Here is a 20,002-nt window from a genome sequence, read left to right on the forward strand (position 1 = left end):
CGGCAGGCGATACTTCGCGAGTTGACCGATCCCGATGTTACGGAACTCGGGCCTTGGTTTTTTTACGGCTTCAGCCACGTCTCACTCCTTTATCTGGGTTGACGATCGCGCACGCCGCCGCAGACGCAGCGTGGCTCGTCCTGCCTGCCTGTTCGAGCGAGTGGCGAGCAGTGTTTGTGGTATTGCAGGGATAAGTTCCAATCCGCGCAACGCGCGCGATAGCAGCATTTTGTCGCACTCTTGATATACTGTCCAATATCTATCGCGTCTTTCTGAAATTGCTTTTGCATATATCGTATGGAGCTTCGACATATCCGGTATTTCCTGGCCGTTGCGGAAGAGCGCAACGTGACCCGCGCAGCGGAAAGACTGGGGATCGGGCAGCCCCCGCTCAGCCAGCAGATACATGCGCTGGAGAAGGAAATGGGCGTTCGCCTGTTCCGCCGCACGGGGCACGGCGTGGTCCTGACGGAGGCCGGCGAAGCGTTCGCAATCGACGCGAAACGCCTGCTGAGCGACGCGCGCAACGCCGTCGAGAAAGCGCAGAGTGCTGGCCGGGGAGAGGTTGGACAATTGAATATCGGCTTCACCGGTTCCGCCGCATTCAACCCGGTTGTATCGAAGCTGATCCGCGAGTTCAGGCAGTCGTTCCCTAACGTCAATCTCAGTCTGGTCGAGGGAAACACCGCGCAACTGCTCGCTTACCTGAATGACAAGCGGCTGGACGTCGCCTTCGTCCGGCTGGGAAGCCAGTCCCCCGCCGGCGTTTCGTACCATCACATCGCCACGGAGCCAATGAGAATCGTGCTGCCGGCCAGTCACCGTCTGGCGGCCAGGAAAAGGGTTTCGCTATCGGCGCTCGCCGACGAACCGTTTGTCCTGCTCCCGCGTGAAGCCAGCCCGACATTGCACGATGTCATCGTTGGCGCGTGCCGGGATTCCGGTTTCGAACCCGTGCTGGGTCAGCAGGCCCCTCAACTGTCGTCAGTGGTCAACCTGGTGGCCGCCGAGTTCGGTGTGTCTCTCGTACCCGCCTCGGTGTGCCAGATTCAAGTCGAAGGCGTCGGATACGCCGACATACACGGCCCCAGTGTTTCGATTCGGCTGGCACTCGCCGCGCGCGAAGATGGCGTCTCGGCCAAGACTGCCAACTTTGTGTCGATCGCGCGTCAGGTGTCGGAGAAGCGGGCTTGATGATCGGCACGGGAACCATGCGCGGACGCCGCGTTTCATCCAGTCCGGTAGCGGCACCGCGCCCTTTGCGGCAAGCACGAAATCGATAGCACAAAAACTTGGTTTGGCGGAGGCGCGGCATTCTCTACACTCGATTCATCTTGTTATGACAAGTGGGATCGATGTCCAAGCCGAGTGCCACCCTTGTTGCGTTGTCGCCCTTGCCGCTCTATGCGCAGATCAAGGACGCGCTGCGCGCGCGCATCCTCGACGGCACCTACGCGCCGCACAGCCAGATGCCGTCCGAGTACGAACTGTGTGCAATGTTCGACGTGAGCCGCATCACCGTCAGGCAGGCGCTCGGTGACCTTCAGAAAGAAGGGCTGCTGTTCAAGCTGCATGGAAAAGGCACGTTCGTTTCCAAGCCGAAAGCCTTTCAGAATGTGACGTCGCTGCAAGGGTTTGCGGAGGCGATGTCATCGATGGGCTATGAAATCGTCAATCAGCTTCGCAGCGTGCGTTTCGTGAAGGCGGATCGGCAGGTCGCCGCGCGGCTCGACGTGCCGGAAGGCGCGCGCGTCGCCGAGATCCACCGCGTGCGGTTGCTCAATCGCGAGCCCGTGTCGGTTGAAATCACGTGGCTGCCTGAAGCGCTCGGCAAGCGCATTGCCGGTGCGGATCTGGAAACTCGCGACATCTTCCTGATCCTCGAAAACGACTGCGGCGTACCGCTCGGCCACGCAGATGTCGCGATCGACGCAATCCTCGCCGACGACGATATCGCTAAGGCATTGCGCGTCGAAGAAGGCAGCCCGGTGTTGCGCATCGAACGGCTCACGCACGACGCGAACGGCAAGCCAATCGATTTCGAATACCTCTACTTTCGAGGCGATGCGTTCCAGTACCGCTTGCGCATCGACCGCGAAAAAGCACGCAGAAATGCAAGGAATCAGCGATGAAAACGCACGTTCTCGAATACGACGTAGTCGTGGTGGGCGGCGGCACCGCAGGCCCGATGGCCGCGGTGAAAGCCAAGGAGCGCGATCCGTCGCTCAAGATCCTGCTGCTGGAAAAGGCCAACGTGAAGCGCAGCGGCGCGATCTCGATGGGCATGGACGGGCTCAACAACGCCGTGATACCGGGCCACGCCACACCCGAGCAATATGTGCGGGAAATCACGGCCGCCAACGATGGCATCGTCGATCAGGCCGCCGTCTACGCCTACGCGAAGCACAGCTTTACGACGATCGAGGAACTCGACCGCTGGGGCGTGAAGTTCGAAAAGGACAGCACAGGCGACTACGCGGTGAAGAAGGTGCACCACATGGGTTCCTACGTGCTGCCGATGCCCGAAGGCCATAGCATCAAGAAGGTGCTCTACCGGCAGCTCAAGCGCGCCCGCGTATCGATCACGAACCGGGTCGTCGCCACGCGGCTCCTGAAGGATTCGAGTGGACGCGTGTGCGGCGTGCTCGGTTTCGACTGCCGCACCGCGGACTTCTATGTCGTGCGCGCCAAGGCCGTCATCCTGAGTTGCGGCGCCGCCGGGCGCCTCGGGCTGCCGGCATCGGGCTACCTGATGGGCACCTACGAAAACCCGACCAATGCCGGCGACGGCTATGCGATGGCTTATCACGCAGGCGCGGCGCTCGCAAACCTCGAATGCTTCCAGGTCAACCCGCTCATCAAGGATTACAACGGCCCCGCGTGCGCGTATGTGACGGGGCCGCTCGGTGGCTTCACCGCGAATGGCAAGGGCGAGCGCTTCATCGAATGCGACTACTGGAGCGGGCAGATGATGTGGGAGTTCTACCAGGAACTGCAAAGCGGAAACGGCCCCGTGTTCCTCAAGCTCGATCACCTCGCGGAAGAAACGATCCAGACCATCGAAGACATCCTGCACACGAACGAACGCCCGAGCCGCGGACGATTCCACGCCGGACGCGGCACCGACTATCGCCGGCAGATGGTGGAGATGCACATCTCGGAGATCGGGTTTTGCAGCGGTCATAGCGCATCGGGCGTGTATGTGAACGAGCGCGCGGAGACTACCGTGTCCGGCCTGTATGCCGCCGGCGACATGGCGGCCGTGCCGCATAACTACATGCTGGGCGCCTTCACCTATGGCTGGTTCGCGGGACACAACGCCGCCGAGTACGTGGCGGGCCGCGAACATGCACCGGTCGATGAAGAGCAGGTCGAAGCCGAGCGCCGCCGCGTCTTCGCACCGCTCGAACGCGAGACGGGACTCGCATCCGCGCAGGTCGAATACAAGCTGCGCCGCATGGTGAACGACTATCTGCAACCGCCGAAGGTCACGCGCAAGATGGAGATCGGCCTGCAGCGCTTCGAGGCGATAGCGGACGACATCGACGAGATCAAGGCCGCGAATCCGCACGAACTGATGCGCGCGGCGGAAGTCAGTGCGATCCGCGATTGCGCGGAGATGGCGGCGCGTGCGTCGCTGTTTCGCACGGAAAGCCGCTGGGGGCTGTATCACCATCGCGTCGACTACCCGCATCGCAACGAAGCCGAGTGGTTCTGCCACACGCATCTTCGGCGCGACGAGCATGGGCGCATGACGAGCGAGAAGCGCCCGGTCGAACCGTACGTGGTGGCGCCCGATGCCAGCGAGACCACTGCCTATCAGAAGCTGCGCATCGGCGAGCGCCCGCTCATGACCGAACCCGCGTGACGAGGAGCCCGACATGTCGACCACCCCGCATGAAATCTTTCATCGCAGCAATGCGCCCGTCACCATCGACGAGGACAAATGCATCGCGGACAAGGGCTGCACCGTGTGCGTCGACGTATGCCCGCTCGACCTGCTCGCAATCGATATGAGCAAGGGCAAGGCTTACATGCAGTTCGACGAATGCTGGTACTGCATGCCGTGCGAACAGGATTGCCCGACCGGCGCGGTGAAGGTGGACATTCCCTACCTGCTGCGCTGAAGCGAATGGGCGTCGTTGCTCAGGCGCCGATGCCTCAGGCTCCCGGCACGAGCCGCCCGGCGCCCTTACACGAACCCAAGCAAGCCACCCATGACAGACACCCCTCGACTTCTCTACGACCCCGACACGCTCGACCCCGAGGCCGCCGCCCTGCTCCCGCGTCTAACCGACACTGACCCGGCCGTGCGCCGCATCGCGCTCATCGATCTCGCCGATCTCGAAGACGAACGCCTGCTGCAACCGATCGTCGACGCGTTGCACCGCGACGCCTCCGCCGCTGTGCGTCGGGAGGCCGCGCGGGTGCTCGCTTCATGGGAGCGGGCCGACGTCGTGGAAGCGCTCTGCGGGGCCTTGCTGGACGCCGACGCGGACGTGCGCGAGACTGCGGCGCAAAGCCTTGCCGAGTTGAAGGATGTCGCTTCTGGCGTGATCCTCGCACGCTGGGCCGGACACGCGGACGGGTTCGTCAAGGCGTCCGCGCTGCGAGCCCTGCGCGAGTTGCGCTATGCCGGCGCATTCGACATCGCGGCGCAAGCGCTGCTTCACTCGAGCGCTATCGTGCGGCGAGAGGCGGTCGGCGTGCTTGGCTGGCTGAAGGAGCCGCGTGCGCTCGATTCGCTGGCGTCGCTCGCCAGCGCAGACGCTGATCCAGACGTGAGACGCGCCGCGGCGGGGGCGCTGGGATTTGCGTCGGCCGATTCGCCCGAGCCGGTCAGCGCGCTGCTGGGCGCCTTGCGGGACGAAGCATGGCAGGTTCGCGAAGAAGCCGCGACGACACTCGGCAAGATTCGCGCGCCGCTTGCAGGCGATGACCTCATTGCCGCACTCGACGACGCCTATTGGCAGGTGAGATTGCGTGCGGCTCGCGCGCTCGGCAGGATCGGCGACGCGAAGGCAAGCGCGCCGCTCGCTTCGCTGCTCGCGCACCCGATCAGCAATCTGCGCAAGGAAGCTGCGCTCGCGCTCGGCGAGTTGGGCACTTGCGACGCTTTGCCCGCACTGCGCGACGCACTCGACGATCGCGATCCCGATGTGCGCAAGGCAGTGCGCATCGCACTTCAGCAGATCGAAAGCGAGCGTGCATGAAGGCACCTGATCGAATCGAACTGGATCATGGCGCGGGCACCTTGAGCTTGCTTTGGCCGGACGAGCCACCGAAGCGGTTTGCCTATGCGGCGCTCAGGCGCGCATGCCGGTGCGCGCAATGCAGGCGCCTGCGCATCGAAGGCGCCCCGATTCCTGTCGGCGATGGCGTGCTTGTCGTGCGTGCAGAGCCGATGGGCTACGGCGTGCAACTCGTTTTCAGCGATCAGCATGCACGGGGCATTTACCCCTGGAGCTACTTCGACGAACTTGCGTCTACTGATGCGGAATTGCGAGCCTCGTTCGTTGGACGCCGGTTATCGCTCGCGGAACCATGACCACCTGAAACAGGCACGGCGACGGCAGGGTCGATGTTATTTCGATTGTTGAAACCGTCCCTCACGCTTCCCCAAGCTTTTCGTGGTGCGCGCTCGCGCCGTGCTTCCAGTAGGCCGAAGCGCGGATAGCGTGCTTGTCGTGCCCCTTCTGGTCGACCAATATCTCACGCACGCGCGTTGCAACGCTCGCCTCCGCCGCGCACCAGACGTATCCGTCGCCCGAAGGCACATGGAGCGATTCCACTTCGCGCAACAACTCTCCGGCTTCGCGAGTCCAGACCGCGTTGAAGAGAGACTTGCTTTTGAAACGCCGCTTGTCCGCAGGGTCGTCGATCTGCACGATCACCATGGCGATCGCATCCGCCGGCAACTCCTCCATGCGGCGCGCGATGGCGGGAAGCGCCGTGGCATCGCCCACGAACAAGTGCCAGGCATAGTCTGTCGGCACAATGAACGAACCGCGTGGGCCCGCTATCGTAATGCGCTGGCCAGGCTCCGCCGTTGCCGCCCAGTTCGAAGCAAAACCGTCGCCATGCAGCGCGAACTCGATCGTAAGCTCCCGCTTCGCCGCATTGAAGCGACGCGGCGTGTAGTCGCGCTTGATCTCCGCACCGTCGGCAGCTGTGAAGATGAGTTTGACGTGATCGTCGAACGACTGGCTGACGAAATCTTCCAGCGCGTCTCCCGAGAAGGTCACACTCCTGAAATTCCGGCCGATAGCTTCGACACTCACTACTTCGAGCTCTCGTCGCCGAGGCTCTTGACGCACGCGCGTCACCCTGCTTTTCGCCGTTTGCGTTTCCATCGCGGCACCTCATTGATTGACAATGTCATCGATAATAATGAAGTAAAATGACAAAGTCAACTAATCAGGATTCAGGGCGCGGCGCCCCTTTCTTACGATGAAAAATTCTCCCGAGGACCTTCTGGATCTCGTGCATACGGTCATGCATGAGTACCGTTCGGCGCAATATCGTTTTCTGCGTGACAGTCATCACGACATCACGCACATGGACCACAAGGTCCTGAACTTCTTCGCCGTGCACCCGGGCGCAACCCAGAGCGACCTTGCGGCTCACAGCGGCCGCGACAAGGCCCAGCTCGCGCGGCTGATCAAGGGGTTGCGCGAGCAGGGGCTCCTCGACGGCAAGCCCGACGAGGCGGACCGGCGCAATATTCGGCTTTGGCTCACCCACGGCGGCGAAGAGGTCCACGGCGCGTTGCGCCAGCAGGCAAAGCGATTGTCGAAGAAGGCGATTGCAGGTTTGAGTCAGGCGCAACAGGAACAACTCGCCGCACTATTGCAGACCATCAGGGAAAATTTGAGCGCACCAGACGCGACGCGCTCTTGATGTTGAAATGTCCTTGGGCGGTTGCCAGCCGCGGAACCACGCAGCCCCGGCCGGGCGCCGACAGCCGACCGTTTGAAGGGCAGGGACAAGCTTCGTGCGTTACATCTCGATCGGATACGGCGCAAGTTCGCCGCTTTCGTACCGCTGTGGCAGATCGGGCGTGGCGTTCTCCCACACCAACAGCATCGAGCGCTTCTGCGAATACCCCTTGTGGCGGATGTCGGCAGGCATTGCTGCAATATCGCCTGCGTTCATCGTAATGCGGGCACGCGGTTCGCCGCTATCCTTGTCCGCGATATCCCAGACGATCTGGTCGGAGAGTTGCAGAAACCACTCGACCCGGTCGTTGCCGTGAAACACCGGCAGCATGAATTCTTCCGTCGTCGGGCAAAAGAGACTTTGCTGGCAAACCGACGTGACCGACGGATTCCACGTCACATCCGAACGCGACAAATACTTGAACAGGCTAAACGCCGAAAGCGACTTTTCGAACCCCGGCTCGGCGTGAATCTCCGGCTCGTCCTGGGCGACATCGTCAAAGTGACGATTGACGGGCAGCTCGTCACGCAAAGGTGAATCCCCGTCCATTCCGGGCATGCGCCTGGTCGCAATCCGGAAGCGTTCGATCGCCTCGATGTTGTCGCCATGCTTGCTTCCGAATGCGGAGCCCGTTTCTCCGGGTGCAGCGAACGGATCGAAGCCTTCGTTGACCCAGTCCCTCAGGATCGCCTTGAAGGTCGCCATGATCAGCGGCGTGTCGAACTTCTCGACATAGTCGATGCCGGCTTCCTTGAAACTCGCGTTATAGGCCCCGGCATACAGGTCGACTTTGCCGTAGTGATTTCGAGTGCCCAACACGTGATCGAAATTGACCCAGCCGTAAAAGAAACCCCAGGCGACGTCGCGCATCATTGCACGCAGAAAGTCATCAGCAGGAATCTGATGCGAACGGGATTGTCCCTTCGCCGGCCACTTTACCGTGACGAAGTACGCGTCACGCCTGAATTCGAAGGCGCCAAGCTGGAACGTGCGATAGCCGGTGACTGCGTCCGCATCACTCGCCTTGACCTCAAGCAGATTGCTTTTCTTTTCCACAATAAACTCCGTAGTGACTTGTCTTGACAGTAATCAGCGGACGCAGATATCAGCCCACTTTTCGACCGAATGGCGGCCGAGAATGGTCTGCACCAGCAGCACACCCGTGGTGGCCGCGTCAAAACGATAAGCGGCGGCGGCGGGCAGCAGCGCCTGGTGACCCCGGCGCAGCCGAACGCGCCCCATCGCCTGTCCTGCGGGGTTGCCCTCAAGACGCACGCTACCTTCGGTGCTCGCGTCGACAAGAGAGCCGTCGGATGGCTTGATGAAATGCACATCTATCTCACCGTCGAGCACCACGACGAATTCGTCGTGCGATGCGCTGAACCATGGCGAGATTCCCTCTGCACGAAGCGTCTCGATGACGTACTTGAGATTCTTTCCAACGACGATCTTCTCGTACGGTTCAGCATGACTTGCGACTTCGAACACGTTCGACATCGCGTAATGCCCGGGCTTCCCGTTGATGATCTCGATTGCGCCCTTGTGAAAACTTTTCAGACTTCCGAACACGGTTTGTTGCATGTCATGTCTCCTGATACCTATGTACATGTTGCGCGACTAGTGACTGAAGGCTAAGGCCACGGGCCTGCTACAGCAACGCTCAAGCTGTGCTGGAAACGCAAAACTTGAGTGCTTGGACCCGGACCGCAGCCCGTCAGCCTTCCTTGCGTGCCAGACGTTTGGCGATAGTCGCAACGTGCTCGCCCTGAAACCTCGCGATTTGCAGTTCGTTTTCGCTTGGCTGCCGTGAACCGTCAGCACCGGCCAGTGTCGATGCTCCGTAGGGCGTACCACCGGATATCTCGTTCATGTTCACGAGGCGCTGCTCCGAGTACGGAACACCGACGATCACCATCCCGTGATGAAGGAGCGTGGTATGAAAACTGGTGATCGTTGTCTCCTGACCCCCGTGTTGAGAAGCGGTGCTCGTGAACACACTGCCAACCTTCCCGATCAATCCGCCCGACATCCAAAGCCCTCCCGTTTGATCGAGGAAGTTGCGCATCTGCGCACACATATTGCCGAAACGAGTCGGTGTACCAAAGATGATCGCATCTGCTTCCGCCAGCACGTCCGGGGTAGCGTAAGGCACGCTCCCGAACGCCGCACGGTATCCCTTCACACCGCTCTTGACCAGGACATCCTCGGGCACAAGCTCCGGGACCTGCAATAGCGTGACTTCAGTGTCGCCCACTGCGCGTGCGCCAGCGGCGATTGCCTCGGCCATCTTGTAGATGTGACCGTAGGAGCTATAGAAAACAATCTGAATTTTGGTTGCCATGTCGATTCCTTAAGGTGCTTCTCTGTCTGAATGTAAATGGGGTTTTGAAGTCCGCGCGCTAACATCGAATGAACGACATTCGCTAGCGCTAAGAATTCCGGGAGCAAGTTGCAATCGATTAAGTCCAAGACCCGTCGCTTGCTCGTTTCAGCATAAGCGTGAGCAGAAGGCAATACAACACGACCATCGTTCACGTTTTGCAAACCATCCGATTGCGAAAACCAAACGGCTACGTCCGTGCGCCTTCCAACCGTTTGGAGTGCCCGTACGCCAAATGGCCGGCCTTCACGAACAGCTACGCAACAAGGGTCATTGCCGCCTGGCGTAAGGGATAGACGGTTTCCGTTCAGGGAACTGCATCCGCCCAAGGACCGACATTAAGGCCATGTCAACCCGATTTACCCTCCCTGCGCGCGCGTACGGCGCGAAAAAACCCGATCGGTCTGTTCGCGATTGGCAAACTGGTTCGCATTGCCTCCATCAATCCGGCTGGTTACGCTTGGCTCAAATATCCCGGCCACGCGTAGTTCGACTTTCGGGTGGCGGGCCATTCCCTGCAAATGGAAACTGATAGGAGACGCGACATGGAAACGCTGGACGGAGTGGTTGTAGTCGGTGGAGGTCCCGTTGGACTGCTCACCGCATTGAAACTCGGCAAGGCCGGCATCAGGGTCATCGTGCTCGAAGCCGAATCAGGCGTCTCGCCGTCGCCGCGGGCGGTAGCCTATATGCCGCCAACCGCGGCCGCGCTAGACCGCTTCGGCTTGCTCGACGACATTCGCAAACGCGCCGTGTGGTGTCCGGACTTCGCCTACCGCCATGGTGACGGCTCGCTGATCGCGACGATGGACTGGAGCGTCCTCAACCGGGACACGAACTATCCCTATATGCTGCTGCTCGGACAAAACCACGTGTCCAACGTCATCGTCCAGCACCTGCGCGCGTTGCCCAATGTCGACATTCGCTGGAACCACCGTGTCCGGAGCATTGATCAGGATGCCTCCTATGCGACCATCGAGACAACCAGCCCTGGCGGCACGGCACGGCTGCGCACGCGTTGGGTCGCGGCGACCGATGGTGCGCGCAGCACGGTGCGCGAGAAAATCGGCTTGACCTTTGACGGTATCACCTGGCCTGAGCGCCTCGTGGCGACCAATGTGTTCTACGACTTTTCCCTGCACGGCTACTCGCGCGCCAATTTCGTTCACGATCCGGTGGACTGGGCCGTAGTCGTCCAACTCGACCAGACAGGCCTGTGGCGCGTCTGTTACGGGGAGGATCCGTCGCTGTCGGATGCCGAGGTCCGTCAGCGCTTGCCCGAACGGTTCAAGCGGTTGCTGCCCGGCGCGCCGACACCCGACCAGTATCGCGTCGACCACCTCAACCCGTATCGCGTTCACCAGCGATGCGCGCCCGAGTTCCGGCGCGGTCGCGTGATCCTGGCCGGCGATGCGGCGCACGCGACCAATCCAATGGGCGGCCTCGGATTGTCCGGCGGAGTGCTGGATGCGGAACACCTCGCTGAAGCATTGATCTCGGTGATCAAGGAGGCGGCCCCGCTCAAGGTTCTTGACGAATACGCGATCGACCGGAGAAAGGTCTTCCTCGAATTCACCTCACCGACCGCCACCGCCAATTTCACCTGGATGAAGGAAAGCGATCCCGCCCAACGCGCTCGTGACACCGCCATGTTCGAACATGCCGGCACCGATCGCTCCGTGATGAGGCAGATCCTGCTCGACTTCGAGAAGCTTAATGGCCGACGGTTTGCGGAACCGCAACGGCTTGCTGCGTGACACCCGGACGGTCTGCGATCTGATGCCGCGAAGCACCATCAGACCGCGTCCCGGAGCCCGCTAGAGGCGTTCGGACACGAACGCCGTTCCCTTCTTCGGCACGACGAGCAACGCGAGAAAGCGATTTCTCGCGGGGCTTCAACTCGCCCGCGCCGCCGACACTCAGAACAGAACGGAAGGAAGCAATGAGAAAGACCGTTTTCGCCACGACAGCTTTGATCACCTTCTCGCCACTCGTCAACGCCCAAAATAGCGTCACCCTGTTTGGCCTTGTTGACGCGGGCATCTCAGCCATCAGCAACCGCGCGGGATCGTCATCGTGGAAGATGGACGATGGTATCGCGGTACCCAATCTCTTTGGCTTGCAAGGCAGCGAGCAGCTCGGCGACGGTACTAAAGCCATCTTTCGACTCGTCACGCAATACATGCTCGGCACCGGATCCATAGTAGGCTTCAAGAGCAATGCGGACCAGGCTGGCGGACTGCTATTTTCGCGAGAGGCGTTCATTGGCCTAGCCGACGATCACCTGGGAACACTGACATTGGGTCGTCAGCAAGACTTCATGGTCGACACGCTCATAGGCGACGTCGACGCGGATGCAGCGGCGTATATCGGCGGCTTCTATAACTTCCGCGACGGCCCGTTCAGTGGACTCGCGCTGCCCGATTCGCCGCCCAATGAGGCGTACGATTTCGATCACATGAACGGCAGTGAGCCGTTGTCGAACTCGATCAAATATAAATCACCAACGATCGCCGGGTTGTCGGTCGGCTATCTCTTTGCGTTTGGAAATGCAGCAGGCAACTTTCGGCAAAATAGCGCATCCAGCGCGGGCGGGAGTTTCGTCGGCGGTCCGCTCGCCATCGGTGCAGCCTATACGTCCGTACGGTATGCCCAATTGGCAGGAGGAGCCATACAGAACGTCGGCGTCGGCGTGCGGTATTCGATCGGAAGCGGTCAGGTCTCGGCGCTCTATACGAACACACACAATACTGCGAACGGAGCGACCGTCAACATGGTCCAGACCGGAGGGATGTACCGCTTCACCCCTTCGGTGACCGTCGGCGCGGACTACATGTACATGTGGGGGAACGAGGTGGTCAATCGGAACCATGCGCATCAGGTCACTGCGGTCGCACAATATGCGCTTTCCAAGCGCACGACGACTTACGTCGATGTGGTGTATCAAATCGCGAATAGCGGTGCGGCGGCATCAATCAATGGGACGTTCGGGCCGTCAAGCAGCCGCTCTCAATGCATTGGGCGCGTCGGCATGCAAACCAGGTTTTAGTGGCAGTGGGTTTGGCGGCTTCGACAATCAGGTGCTCTTCTCTTGCGTCAAACCAAGCAGTCGATCCCACTCCGGTTCCATCGAAAATGTGGACGAAAGCAAATCGAGGAACAGCTTGACCTTCGCCGTCGCACGATGCGAGGTCGGATACACCGCCGAAAAGAAAGGGATCTCCGTCTCATAGTCGGGAAGCACGCGCGTAAGCTGCCCTTCCAGAAGATCATGGTATGCGATCATCGTTGGTAGATAAGCGACGCCCATTGCTCTACGCGCAAACTCCTGCACGAGATGCACGCTGTTGGAACGAAGCGCGGGCACCAACGTGACCTCAGTGTGCTCGGAGCTCTTGCTTAGAATCCACCGGTTGCGCCAGGGATAATAACGGTAGCACGCGAACTGATGCAGGCAGAGATCGGCCGGAGTCAGGATTGGCGATATGCCGTCGAGATATTCGGGCGCTGCGACGAACACGCCCCGCATCCGGAATAGCCGACGTTCGATCAGCGATTCGGAGGCAGGTGGGAATATTTGAAGTACGACATCAAAGCCTTCCTGCACGGGGTCGATTACCTGATCGTTCGCGAAGACGTCGAATTCGACGTGCGGATGACTCTTTCGGAAAGTTTCGATCACACCCGGCAGATGCTGCAACGCAAAGCCGTTCAAAGCAGCGACTCGCAACGTGCCGGTCAAGGCAGTCGTCGTGTCCCGTGACCTTTGAGAAAGGGACTGCATGCGTCCCAGCAGATCATGGCAGTCTGAATAGTATGAGACGCCGACCTCCGACAGTTTCACTGCCCGGCTCGATCGGTGAAAGAGCGAAACGCCCAAATGCTCTTCAAGTTGTTGCACCCGGGTGCTGATGACGGATTTAGCGACGCCGATTTGCCTCGCGGCGGCCGCGAAGTTGCCGGATTCTGCTACACGGACGAACGCTTCCATGCTTAGATAAATATCCATCGAACGTCTCCGGCTGAGGGCGCAGGTTTTGCGAACGCCTTGGTACTCTCGCGTTGCCCACCGCCTGGTCGGCCAAGGGAAAGCAAGTTCCGAGACGAATCGAAAAACATAGCACGTCGATCGCCGTGCAACTATCGTGGAATTCCCGCGACACTATTTGGTGTTCCCCAAGACCTGACGCACCGCTATGGCGGAGCTATCGACGCATGCGTTTCCAGCGTCTCCACGAAGTGCTTCAGATGATGGAGTTGGCACCGGGAAAGCGCCACGGGCCGGTAGGCAGGCTGACCGGCCGCATCAACGCGCCGAGATGAGGTTGTCGGGAATGTAGATCCGTCGGATGATGGACGAGTTGTGGATGGCGCCAAGCTGCTCCAACTCGTTGAAAAATGCTCAAGACGCCTGAGGCGCGCTTGCCGCGATTCGTTTCCCGCACGTTAGAAGCGCGCGTCTTGAGTAGGAGGCGGTTCGGCGGGCGGTTGAAACGCGTCGACGGCGTAGCCCATGTTGAAATACCCCGCCTGCGCGTACAACGCGATGTATTCGAGCCGCTCCGCACGGCTTGCCTCGTCATCGTGAGTTGCGCCGCTTGCCGGGATTGCGCATCCGCATCCGTTCATTGCGCGCCTGGCCTCGCGCAGGAACCGGCGCTCGCGCGCACGCTCCATGTGGGCGAACAAGCTTTGCCAGTAATGCGTCAGGAATCGCGGCATGGCTCACTCCGTTCGGCTCGTGAATGTTTGAATCTAGGCCGCGGACGACGTTTTCACAAGCAAGCTTTTCTGCAATGCATTGCATCGCCTGCGGGAAATGGAGCGCGATGCCAATCGGCACGGCGCGCGATATCAATGTTTCGCTGAAGCCGCCTGCGGGCGGCTCGATGCTTTCTGACGCGGCTGCACATCGATACGCGTGGTCCACGCTAACGCAGGTGTTTCATCACCCGTCAGAAATGCCGTGCTGACACCGCCTTTGATTTACTTACGCCAATCCATTGGTTCACATTGCATACCCGACGCACTAGCCTGAAAACGCAGCGGGCAATTCCGCCCACAATCAGCATTTCTGGCGATACAACCATGCGATACAAAGGATATGAAGTCGAGCCGTCGGCGCGGCCGTTGCCGAGTGGGCTCTATGCAGCCAACCTGACCATCGAGAGCGAGGCGTTCCCTCATGGGCGTTCCTATACGTTCGACGCCCTCGACTACTTCTTCGACGCCGACCATGCCGTCGCATACGCGTCGCGATGGGCTCGTCTCTGGATAGACGATCGATGCAGGCAGGCCGCTTAAGGATCGGACCTGTCCCGCACTACATGCAATGCAATGCTCGATCGACCTGATTTGCAATGCATGAATCGATAGAACCGCCGCCGCACAAAGCCAATATAGTCAGAATCTGTCCATCGACCAAACCTAGAAACGGGGCTTCTGATGAATCGCTTTTTCTCCACGTTGCGCGTGTCCGTTGCCGCCGTCGCGCTGATCGCAGTCACCTCGACCGTCGCCAGCGCCCAGTCGCGCGAAGTCGTGATCGGCTACCAGGATATGGTCGTGCCGTGGCGCTATGCACAGGCGAGCGGCGAAGTCGAGAAGGCAACGGGTTACAAGGTCACCTATCGCAAGCTCGGCAGCGGCGCAGATGTGATCCGCGCGCTGGCTTCGGGCTCGATCCAGCTCGGCGAAGCCGGTTCGAGCCCGATCGCGGCGGGCCTCTCGCAAGGCGTCGACATCTCGCTCTTCTGGATTCTCGACAACATCAACGACGCCGAAGCCCTGGTCGCGCGCAATGGCTCGGGCGTGAACTCGCTTGCCGACCTCAAGGGCAAGAAGCTCGGGCTGCCGTTCGTCTCGACATCGCATTTTCATGCGCTGGTCGCGCTGCAAAACGCGGGCGTCGATCCGTCGTCGGTCAAGATTCTCAACCTGCGCCCGCCTGAAGTGGCGGCAGCGTGGGAGCGCGGCGATATCGATGCCACGTATATCTGGGACCCGGTGCTCGCGAAGGTCAAGAAAAACGGCAAGGTGCTGACCACCTCGGGTGAAGTCGCGAAGGAAACCGGCAAGGCGACCTTCGATGGTTTCGTCGTCAACCGCAAGTTCGCGCAGGACAACGCGGCCTTCGTCAGCGGCTTCGTCAAGGTGCTGTCGACGACCGACGCCCAATATCGCGATCACAAGTCCAACTGGACCGCGGGGTCGAAGGAAGTGGAAGCGGTAGCGAAGGAATCCGGCGCAAACGCCGCCGACGTTCCCGCCAGTCTCGCCCTCTATGCTTTCCCGACAGCCGCCGAACAGGCATCGGCAGCGTGGCTCGGTGGCGGTGCGCAAGCCGGGGCGGCTAAATCGCTGGCTGCGACCGCCGCGTTCCTCAAGACCCAGGGCACGATCCAGAACGTACTGCCGGACTACTCGGCAGGCGTGGATCCCCGCTTCGTGCAGCAGGCCGCGCGATGAGCTTGCTGGACGTCCGTGGCCTCGGAGTCACTTACGACGGAGGCCGCGCGGCCGCGCTCGCCGGCGTGAACCTGCAGATCGGCTCCGGCGAGTTCGTCGTGGCGCTCGGTGCATCGGGCTGCGGAAAGACGACGCTCCTGAACTGCATCGCCGGCTTTGTCGATCCGACCGAAGGCGAAGTGCGTCTCGATGGCGAACCGATCACCGGCCCGGGCGCCGAGCGTGGCGTCGTGTTCCAGAAGTACGCGTTGATGCCGTGGCTCGACGTGCTCGATAACGTCGCGCTTGGTTTGCGCTTCCAGGGGATGAAAAAAGCAGCGCGCAGAAAGATCGCGCTCGATACGCTGGCGCTCGTCGGGCTGCGAGACCAGGCGCATGCGCGGGTGTATGCGCTCTCGGGTGGGATGCAGCAGCGTGTCGGAATTGCTCGCGCGCTGGCGAGCGATCCGAAGGTCCTGTTGATGGACGAACCGATGGGCGCACTCGACGCCCTCACTCGCGAGTCGATCCAGGAACTCGTGCTCGATGTATGGGGCCGCACGCGCAAGACCATTTTCTTTATCACGCACAGCGTGGAGGAAGCGCTGTTTCTCGCCACGCGCCTCGTCGTCATGACGCCGGGGCCGGGCAGGATTGCCGAGACCTACGAACTGCCGTTCGCGCGCCGGTTTCTCGAATCGCGCGATGCACGGGCAGTGAAATCCTCGGCCGATTTCATCGAGTGGCGCGAAAGGCTGGTGCGCCATCTGCACAACTCGCCGCCGCTGGAAGTGACTTCATGAGTTCGATCGAGTCGATACGCATCGCGTCTTCTTCCGCGTCTGCCGGGAAACGGCGCAGGAAAGCACGCGGACTGCCGGGCGAGGGTTCGACGGCCGCGCTGAGCGTGGCCTCGGTCGTGGCGCTTGCAGCGCTCTGGTGGACCGTGACCCGCTTGAACTGGGTGCCGCCCCTCTTTCTACCGTCGCCGCGGGCGGTCTGGAGCGCGTTCGTCGATGCGTGGTCGGGCCGGATTCAGGGCGGCCTGCCGTTGTCCGAACATCTTCTCTGGAGCGCGATCCGCGTGTTCGGCGCGTTCTTGCTTGCGAGTCTGACGGCCGTGCCGGTCGGCATCCTGATGGGCGTGAGCCGGGTCGCGCGAGGATTGCTCGATCCGCCGCTGGAGTTCTATCGGCCGCTGCCGCCGCTGGCGTACTTGCCACTCGTCGTGATCTGGTTCGGCATCGACGAAACGGCGAAGCTCATCGTGATCTACCTGGCCTGCTTCGCGCCGATCGCGATGGCCGCGCGTGCCGGCGTGCGCAGCGCGACCGCCGAACAGGTCAACGCTGCTTATTCGCTTGGCGCGAGCTTTTCGCAGTTGGTGCGCCACGTCGTGTTGCCTGCGGCGCTGCCGGAAATCCTCACGGGTCTGCGGATTGCAATTGGCTTTGGCTGGACCACGCTCGTCGCAGCGGAGATGGTGGCCGCGACTGCCGGGCTCGGACAAATGGTGCTCAACGCGTCGAGCTTTCTTCGCACCGACGTGGTGGTGATGGGCATCGTGCTGATCGGGTTGATCGCGTGGACGTTCGATCTGGGCATGCGGGCGCTCGAGCGTCGGCTGGTGCCGTGGAGGGGCAAGGTTTAGCCCCTTGTCATTTCATTGATTCCCCGGCACGCCATAGCTCGGAGCCGCGGTCGGATTCAACGCGCGAGTCACATAGTCCTGCATCTGCGGCCGATAGGCTTGCCACAGACCATCGAGTTGACCAATAGGATCGTCATCCGCCCAGTCAACCCGCAAGTCGACGAGGGGCCAGCTCAAATCCCCCGCGATCTTAAGCGCCGCCGAATGCACAGGCCCCGCTTCGCCACCCGCCGCCATCGCAGCATGCATCGCCGCCAGCAGCCGGTCAGCGAGCATGCCGCGCGCATTCTCAAACGCCGGAACCATCGCTCCGATGACCTCGACACTCGCCAGCATGTTGCCGGCAGCGACGCATTGCTCCCCAGCCACGGCATGGTGTACGCCAAGCGTTTCCTTGCCGCTAAAGAACGCAGTGCGACCCTGACCGTCAATCACGGTCACCTGTCGATACTCGCTCCACTCATTGGCACTCAGCGCTCGATCCAGTGCGCCCTGAGAATCGAGCTTCATGCTCTCAAGGAAGTCGAGAATCTGCGAGCCGAGCGCCGGCAACGTGACGTTCTGCGTCGCCACCGCGCCCACGCCTGCGCGCACCCACGGGCAACGCGCCCCCACCGCGATACTCGATGAACTGATGGCAATCCCGAGCTGGCCGGTTTCCGGGCAACGTCCGATAACGGAGAATGTCATGTCCGACTCCTTAGACCTCTTGAGGCTTCCAGCCATCCGGGATCACCGCGATCACATCGATCTCCATCAACCACTGCGGTTGCCCCAACGCGCTCACCACCAGGCCGGTGGAAATGGGAAACACGCCCTTCAGCCACTTGCCGACCTCCTGATACACCGGCTCACGATAGCGCGGGTCGATCAGATAGGTCGTCGTCTTGACGATGTGAGACAGGTCGCTGCCCGCTTCTTCCAGCAGTTGCTTGAGGTTCTTCATCGCCTGCTCGGCCTGGGCGCGCGGATCGCCTAGCCCGACCAGATTGCCGTCGAAATCCGTGCCGACCTGGCCGCGCACGTAGACGGTGTTGCCAGCGCGCACGGCCTGACAAAGATCGTTGTCGAGCGTCTGGTTCGGGTACGTATCCTTCGTGTTGAACATGCGAATGCGGGTGTGCGTAGGTTGGTTCATCGATGCACCTTGATGCTAGGAAGAAATGGATCGCGATTAAACGGCAGCAGGCATCAACTCACGCCCAACTCGCTGACTTTGTGCACGCGCGATTCCGCATGCGCGCCGTCACGATCGTCGCCCGCATGACGTTGCGAGGCATCGCGGTAAGCGAGATATTTTCGCTGCGTGACGATATGGTCCGCGATGTGTCTGGCATCGTGCCAGACGCCCCAGATGAAAGCGGAGCCGCGACGCGAGAGCCACGGCAAGCCAAGGAAATAGATGCCGGGTTCCTTTGATACGCCTCGCTGATGTTTCGGCTTGCCCTTCTCGTCGAAGGCGTCGACGTCCAGCCAGCTGAAATCGACCGCATAGCCCGTCGCCCAGATGATCGAGGTCACGCCGGCCTTCGCCAGATCGAGGTCGAGAATGGGATGGGTCACGCATTCTGGATCGGAAGGAATATCGCGAGCTTGCGGTTCTTCCGGAAGGTCCAGACCGTTGCGGGCAACATAGGCGTCGGCGGCATTCAACAACGACAGATAGTTCTCGTCGCCACGCGCAATGTTCAGTGCAAGATCCGGTTCGAACGTCACGACGCCGTCATCGAATGACTTCGTCAAGCCAACGAGCGTTATCCCCTGATGCGCAAGTCGCCGGAAGTCCACCGTATGGCCGCCACGCGCACCGCTCACCGCAATGGTCACATGTTCTTTGCCCGGCCTCATGACCTCCGCGTCCCATTCGCCGAGAACGCCCAACCACCAGCAAAAGTCGCGGCCGCGATAGGCACGCGGCGGCCGGTCATGCGGTCCAACCGACAGATAGACCTGCTTGCCCGAACGCTGCAACTCATCGGCGATTTGCACGCCGGACGACCCTGCACCGACCACCAGCACGGCGCCTTCGGGCAGTTGCTCAGGGTTGCGATAGTCGGCGGAATGAATCTGCGTGAGATGTCCGGCGCCTGACGCAATCGGCGGAATGATGGGGCGCTGGAAAGGTCCGGTCGCGACCACCACGCGGTTAGCCTCGATCGTGCCCTCGGACGTCTCGATGGTGAAGCCCTGCCTCCCAGCATTGCGCACGACCCTCTTCACTTCCACGCCGGTGCGGATGGGCGCGTCGAACTTCCTCGCATAGGCGACGAAATAGTCCGCAACCTGGTCTTTGGAAGCGAAGCCGTCGGAATCGACGTCCTCGAATTCGAGATTGGGGAAACGGTCGTGCCATGCGGGACCATTCGCAACCAGCGAATCCCACCGTGCCGTGCGCCAGCGCTCGGCGATGCGATCGCGTTCGAGGACGAGATGCGGCACGCCGAGCTGGCTCAGATGCTCGCTCATCGCGATGCCGGCCTGACCGGCGCCGACCACGAGCGTATCGATTGACGTTCTTTCCATTGTCATGGCTATGTCCTTCTAGAGGCGATTCGATTCGGCTCGATCATGGCTTCGCGCAATCT

General features: G+C 61.1%; 22 protein-coding genes and 1 pseudogene. 13 read left to right on the plus strand and 10 right to left on the minus strand.

Going from position 1 to position 20,002, the window contains the following annotated elements; genetic code table 11:
- Nucleotides 1-78: pseudogene (locus AWB68_RS26470) on the minus strand (succinate dehydrogenase, cytochrome b556 subunit); the annotation flags it as partial.
- 219 nt (nucleotides 79-297) lie between these two features.
- On the opposite strand from AWB68_RS26470, the gene AWB68_RS26475 reads away from it, so the two are divergent.
- The 6 genes from AWB68_RS26475 (at nucleotide 298) to AWB68_RS26500 (ending at nucleotide 5,548) form a co-directional block, all read left to right on the plus strand.
- The gene (locus AWB68_RS26475) at nucleotides 298-1,194 is read left to right on the plus strand and encodes a LysR family transcriptional regulator (RefSeq protein ID WP_087647305.1); all 897 of its coding nucleotides are present in this window, start codon (nucleotides 298-300) and stop codon (nucleotides 1,192-1,194) included.
- 161 nt (nucleotides 1,195-1,355) lie between these two features.
- The gene (locus tag AWB68_RS26480; protein ID WP_087647306.1) at nucleotides 1,356-2,132 is read left to right on the plus strand and encodes a GntR family transcriptional regulator; all 777 of its coding nucleotides are present in this window, start codon (nucleotides 1,356-1,358) and stop codon (nucleotides 2,130-2,132) included.
- Nucleotides 2,129-3,868: a fumarate reductase/succinate dehydrogenase flavoprotein subunit gene (locus AWB68_RS26485; RefSeq protein ID WP_087647307.1), complete on the plus strand. Its 1,740-nt coding sequence runs from the start codon at nucleotides 2,129-2,131 to the stop codon at nucleotides 3,866-3,868. The genes AWB68_RS26480 and AWB68_RS26485 overlap by 4 nt, the downstream gene beginning before the upstream one ends.
- 13 nt (nucleotides 3,869-3,881) lie before the next feature.
- A complete protein-coding gene (locus tag AWB68_RS26490; protein WP_087647308.1) occupies nucleotides 3,882-4,127 on the plus strand; it encodes a 4Fe-4S dicluster domain-containing protein in 246 nt (81 codons plus the stop codon).
- A 90-nt stretch (nucleotides 4,128-4,217) separates the two neighbouring features.
- The gene (locus AWB68_RS26495) at nucleotides 4,218-5,213 is read left to right on the plus strand and encodes a HEAT repeat domain-containing protein (RefSeq protein ID WP_087647309.1); all 996 of its coding nucleotides are present in this window, start codon (nucleotides 4,218-4,220) and stop codon (nucleotides 5,211-5,213) included.
- Entirely contained in the window at nucleotides 5,210-5,548 is a 339-nt protein-coding gene (locus AWB68_RS26500) for a DUF971 domain-containing protein (RefSeq protein WP_087647310.1), read from the plus strand. Before AWB68_RS26495 ends, AWB68_RS26500 begins: the two co-directional genes overlap by 4 nt.
- A 61-nt stretch (nucleotides 5,549-5,609) precedes the next feature.
- On the opposite strand, the gene AWB68_RS26505 is transcribed toward AWB68_RS26500, so the two are convergent.
- On the minus strand, nucleotides 5,610-6,281 hold the full coding sequence (locus tag AWB68_RS26505) for a siderophore-interacting protein (RefSeq protein WP_327383316.1): 672 nt from the start codon (nucleotides 6,279-6,281) through the stop codon (nucleotides 5,610-5,612).
- 214 nt (nucleotides 6,282-6,495) lie between these two features.
- Between AWB68_RS26505 and AWB68_RS26510 the strand changes: the two genes are divergently transcribed.
- Nucleotides 6,496-6,900 (plus strand): MarR family winged helix-turn-helix transcriptional regulator, encoded by a 405-nt coding sequence (locus AWB68_RS26510; protein WP_268810943.1) that lies wholly within the window; start codon nucleotides 6,496-6,498, stop codon nucleotides 6,898-6,900.
- Nucleotides 6,901-6,999: 99 nt separating this feature from the next.
- Here the strand turns inward: AWB68_RS26510 and AWB68_RS26515 are convergent, their stop codons facing one another.
- The 3 genes from AWB68_RS26515 to wrbA all read right to left on the minus strand — a co-directional run bounded on the left by AWB68_RS26515 (nucleotide 7,000) and on the right by wrbA (nucleotide 9,280).
- On the minus strand, nucleotides 7,000-7,995 hold the full coding sequence (locus AWB68_RS26515; protein ID WP_087647313.1) for a hydroxyquinol 1,2-dioxygenase: 996 nt from the start codon (nucleotides 7,993-7,995) through the stop codon (nucleotides 7,000-7,002).
- A 33-nt stretch (nucleotides 7,996-8,028) separates the two neighbouring features.
- Nucleotides 8,029-8,520 carry a cupin domain-containing protein gene (locus AWB68_RS26520; protein ID WP_087647314.1) on the minus strand — a complete coding sequence of 164 codons (492 nt, stop codon included), beginning with the start codon at nucleotides 8,518-8,520 and terminating at the stop codon, nucleotides 8,029-8,031.
- A 133-nt stretch (nucleotides 8,521-8,653) separates the two neighbouring features.
- Nucleotides 8,654-9,280 (minus strand): NAD(P)H:quinone oxidoreductase, encoded by a 627-nt coding sequence (gene wrbA / locus AWB68_RS26525; protein WP_087647315.1) that lies wholly within the window; start codon nucleotides 9,278-9,280, stop codon nucleotides 8,654-8,656.
- Nucleotides 9,281-9,864: 584 nt separating this feature from the next.
- Between wrbA and AWB68_RS26530 the strand changes: the two genes are divergently transcribed.
- Nucleotides 9,865-11,076, plus strand: coding sequence for an FAD-dependent oxidoreductase (locus AWB68_RS26530; protein WP_087647316.1), 1,212 nt, complete (start codon nucleotides 9,865-9,867; stop codon nucleotides 11,074-11,076).
- A gap of 185 nt (nucleotides 11,077-11,261) precedes the next feature.
- On the plus strand, nucleotides 11,262-12,368 hold the full coding sequence (locus AWB68_RS26535) for a porin (protein WP_087647317.1): 1,107 nt from the start codon (nucleotides 11,262-11,264) through the stop codon (nucleotides 12,366-12,368).
- Between the two features lie 27 nt (nucleotides 12,369-12,395).
- Here AWB68_RS26535 and AWB68_RS26540 read toward each other — a convergent pair whose 3' ends face one another.
- A complete protein-coding gene (locus tag AWB68_RS26540; RefSeq protein WP_087647318.1) occupies nucleotides 12,396-13,328 on the minus strand; it encodes a LysR family transcriptional regulator in 933 nt (310 codons plus the stop codon).
- Between the two features lie 437 nt (nucleotides 13,329-13,765).
- Nucleotides 13,766-14,041, minus strand: a complete 276-nt coding sequence (locus AWB68_RS26545; protein WP_087647319.1) for a hypothetical protein — start codon at nucleotides 14,039-14,041, stop codon at nucleotides 13,766-13,768.
- 366 nt (nucleotides 14,042-14,407) lie between these two features.
- Here AWB68_RS26545 and AWB68_RS26550 point away from each other — a divergent pair, with 366 nt between their 5' ends.
- The 4 genes from AWB68_RS26550 to AWB68_RS26565 all read left to right on the plus strand — a co-directional run bounded on the left by AWB68_RS26550 (nucleotide 14,408) and on the right by AWB68_RS26565 (nucleotide 17,417).
- On the plus strand, nucleotides 14,408-14,623 hold the full coding sequence (locus AWB68_RS26550; RefSeq protein WP_087647320.1) for a hypothetical protein: 216 nt from the start codon (nucleotides 14,408-14,410) through the stop codon (nucleotides 14,621-14,623).
- Between the two features lie 141 nt (nucleotides 14,624-14,764).
- Entirely contained in the window at nucleotides 14,765-15,787 is a 1,023-nt protein-coding gene (gene tauA, locus AWB68_RS26555) for a taurine ABC transporter substrate-binding protein (protein ID WP_087647321.1), read from the plus strand.
- Nucleotides 15,784-16,569, plus strand: a complete 786-nt coding sequence (locus AWB68_RS26560; RefSeq protein WP_087647322.1) for a taurine ABC transporter ATP-binding protein — start codon at nucleotides 15,784-15,786, stop codon at nucleotides 16,567-16,569. Before tauA ends, AWB68_RS26560 begins: the two co-directional genes overlap by 4 nt.
- Entirely contained in the window at nucleotides 16,566-17,417 is an 852-nt protein-coding gene (locus AWB68_RS26565; protein WP_087647323.1) for an ABC transporter permease subunit, read from the plus strand. The genes AWB68_RS26560 and AWB68_RS26565 overlap by 4 nt, the downstream gene beginning before the upstream one ends.
- Before the next feature lie 12 nt (nucleotides 17,418-17,429).
- On the opposite strand, the gene AWB68_RS26570 is transcribed toward AWB68_RS26565, so the two are convergent.
- The 3 genes from AWB68_RS26570 to AWB68_RS26580 are packed head-to-tail and all read right to left on the minus strand — an operon-like array spanning nucleotide 17,430 to nucleotide 19,946.
- Entirely contained in the window at nucleotides 17,430-18,107 is a 678-nt protein-coding gene (locus tag AWB68_RS26570) for a DUF1028 domain-containing protein (protein WP_087647324.1), read from the minus strand.
- Between the two features lie 10 nt (nucleotides 18,108-18,117).
- Nucleotides 18,118-18,555 (minus strand): RidA family protein, encoded by a 438-nt coding sequence (locus AWB68_RS26575; protein WP_087647325.1) that lies wholly within the window; start codon nucleotides 18,553-18,555, stop codon nucleotides 18,118-18,120.
- Between the two features lie 53 nt (nucleotides 18,556-18,608).
- Complete coding sequence (locus AWB68_RS26580) at nucleotides 18,609-19,946, minus strand: flavin-containing monooxygenase (protein WP_087647326.1); 1,338 nt, start codon at nucleotides 19,944-19,946, stop codon at nucleotides 18,609-18,611.
- Between the last annotated feature and the right edge of the window lie 56 nt (nucleotides 19,947-20,002).

The organism is Caballeronia choica, assembly GCF_001544535.1.
Taxonomy (GTDB): domain Bacteria; phylum Pseudomonadota; class Gammaproteobacteria; order Burkholderiales; family Burkholderiaceae; genus Caballeronia; species Caballeronia choica.